We start from the raw sequence: 2,784 nt of genomic DNA, 5'->3' as shown, positions 1-2,784 counted from the left end.
GCGGACGAGCGCGGCGCACGATCGCCGCGGGCAAGGAGCTGGCGCCGCTGGCCGAGCGGCTGCGCGGCCGGGTCCGCGACGAGGTCGCCCGCGTGGTCGAGGCCCGCGTCCCCGACGCGCTCGAGCGTCGGAGCCTGACGACGTGGGACATGCCGGAGCTGCCCCGCGTCACCGACACCCGGCAGGGCGGCAACACCATCCGCGCCTATCCGGCCCTGATCGACGACGGCGACTCCGTGTCGATCCGCCTCCTCGCCACCCCCGAGGACCAGGCGCGCGAGCATCCGCGCGGCGTGCGCCGCCTCCTGCTGCTCGCGACGCCGAGCCCCGTCGCCTACGTGCAGCAGCACCTCACGTCGCACGAGAAGCTCGTGCTCGCGCAGAGCCCGTACCAGAACACCACGGCGCTCTTCACCGACTGCCTGCTCGCCTGCGTCGACGCGGTGCTCTGGCGGATGAAGCCCGACGGGATGCTCTTCCTCCGCGCCGAGTTCGACGCCGTGCGCGACCGGGTCTCGGCGAGCGTCATGGACGCGATGTTCGAAACCGTGAAGACGGTGACGACGATCCTCACCACGGCCCGCGGGGTCGAGAAGGCGCTCAAGGCCTCGACGAGCATGGCGCTCCTGCCGGCGCTGACCGATGCGCGCGAGCAGCTCTCGGGCCTGGTGTACCCGGGTTTCGTCTCGGCGACGGGCGTGGAGCGGCTGCGGCACCTCCCCCGGTACCTCGGAGCGATCACCGAGCGCTTCGGCAAAATCGCCGAGAACGTGGGCCGCGACCGCGTCTGGCTGAACGAGGTGCAGGCCGCACTGGAGCTGTACCGATCGGCCGGCGGCGTCCTGCCGCTGCCCCCGCACTCGCCGGAGCGCCTGGCCCGCGCCCGCTGGATGATCGAGGAGCTGCGGGTGAGCTTCTTCGCGCAGCCTCTCGGCACCGCCGAGAGCGTCTCCCTCCAGCGCATCCGCAAGGTGCTGGCGACCTGACGGTCCCTCCTCTGCCGAGGGAACCCCGACCCGTCGACGGAGCTCCGGGAGCGGGTTCCCTCGACCGCCCGGGGTTCCCTCAAGGGGCGCTAGTGTCGTCCGGTGGGCAGCTACACCGATCTTGTGAAGACCCCCGGGGTGGGGCGCATCATCCTCGCGCAGCTGACCGCGCGGTTCCCCTTCGGGATGCTCTCGCTGGCGTTCCTCCTGCACGTGGAGCGGGTGCACCACTCCTACGCCGCCGCGGGCCTCGTGCTCGGCTCGATGTCGCTCGGGCAGGCCATCGCGGGCCCCCTGACCAGCCGGCTGATGGGCAGGCTCGGGATGCGCCGGGTGCTCACAGCCACCCTCGCTGTCTGCGCGAGCGCGATCGTCGCGATGGCTCTGCTCCCGCTCGAGGTCTGGCAGTTCGTGGTCGTCGGATTCGTCGCCGGCCTCAGCATGCCGCCGGTGCAGCCGGCGGTGCGCACCATCTACCCCAAGATGGTGACCAGCTCGCAGCTGACTCCGCTCTTCTCGCTCGACGCCTCGGCCCAGGAGATCATCTGGGTGCTCGGCCCGGTGCTGGCGACGCTCGTCTCGATCCAGGTGTCGACGGTCGCGGGCATCCTGACGGCCGCCGCGTTCCTGATCGGAGGCGGGATCTGGTTCATCGCGTCGCCCGAGGTCGGCCGGGTGCGCATCCCGCGCTCCAAGCGCCGGCTCGGAGTGGTTCTGACCAAGCCGCCGGTGCTGCTGGCCACGGTCGTCGGCTTCCTCCTGATCGGCGCCTGCTCGGCCGTGGAGGCGGGTGTCGTCGCGGTGTTCGGCGAGGGCGGCGTGGAGTCGGGCGTCGTGCTGGCCGTGTTCGCCACGGGCTCCCTCGTCGGCGGCCTCGCACTCGGCCACATCCCGATCAGCCGGTGGGCGACGGCGCGGCGGATGCTGATCGTCACCGTCGGCATGGGCCTCGCCGCGGTCTCGACCGACTTCTGGTGGCTCTGCGCCACCCTCTTCCTGGCGGGGATCGGCATCGCTCCGGCCCTCGCCGCACTGTTCGCGATCACCGCGTCGAGCGTGCGCTTCTCGGACACCGCGGAGGCGTACGGCTGGGTCGGCACCGGGCAGCTCATCGGCGCCGCACTGGGCTCGGCGATCGCCGGAGTGCAGATCGACCAGGCTGGTCCGACGGCGGCCATCGTCGTCGCGGCCGCCTTCGCGCTCGTCGGATTCCTGGTGCCGGCGGTCGGCCGCCGCTACCACCCCGACCTCCGCGGCCGCGATGCGAGCCCGCTGCCCGACACCGAACCCGTCACCCTGCCCACCTGAGGCGCCACCGCGTGGCGACCGTGGCGCCGCCGCCCTAGTGTGGGCGCGACGACACGGGAGGACAGGCCATGGGACTGCGGGAAGACGCGGAGGAACTGGTGCGTGAGCACCGGCGCGCCGCCGCGCGCACCGACGTGCTGGAGCCGTGGTCCGACCCCGAAGCGCCGGAGTGGTGCACCGAGCTCGCGGCCGCCCTCTGGCAGGGCTCGTTCCGCCCGAGCCCGGTCTACTTCCGTCGTCCCGACCCCGTTCACGGCTGGCGCGGGCCGCACTCGGCGAGGCTGCACCACCTCGGCTACGGCTGGCAGCTGACCGCCCATCGCGAGCATCGGGGAGTGATCAGCTCCGAGACGGCCGTCGTCCTCGAGACCGGCTCGCTCTGGCGCGGGCTCGGCCTGGGCCGCCGACCGGCGCGCGGCCTCCGCGGCAGGTCGAGCGTCGAGGGGCTCCAGGCCGGGCACGATGCGCACTTCGCCCGTGCGCGGCATCG

At 73.0% G+C, this 2,784-nt stretch carries 3 protein-coding genes; all 3 read left to right on the top strand.

Features of this window, described 5'->3' with window-relative positions; translation table 11 throughout:
• On the top strand, positions 1-986 hold a 986-nt coding region (locus ACH61_RS14860; protein ID WP_153038926.1), incomplete at its 5' end, for a DUF3418 domain-containing protein.
• A 102-nt stretch (positions 987-1,088) separates the two neighbouring features.
• Positions 1,089-2,294: an MFS transporter gene (locus ACH61_RS14855; RefSeq protein WP_068213528.1), complete on the top strand. Its 1,206-nt coding sequence runs from the start codon at positions 1,089-1,091 to the stop codon at positions 2,292-2,294.
• A 68-nt stretch (positions 2,295-2,362) separates the two neighbouring features.
• A partial coding sequence (locus tag ACH61_RS14850) for a hypothetical protein (RefSeq protein ID WP_153038925.1) occupies positions 2,363-2,784 on the top strand: 422 nt, incomplete at its 3' end.

It is taken from the genome of Rathayibacter tanaceti (assembly GCF_001634385.1).
Taxonomy (GTDB): Bacteria; Actinomycetota; Actinomycetes; order Actinomycetales; family Microbacteriaceae; genus Rathayibacter; species Rathayibacter tanaceti.
Note: the sequence above shows the minus strand (reverse complement) of the source record. Positions and strands in the feature narration are given on the sequence as shown.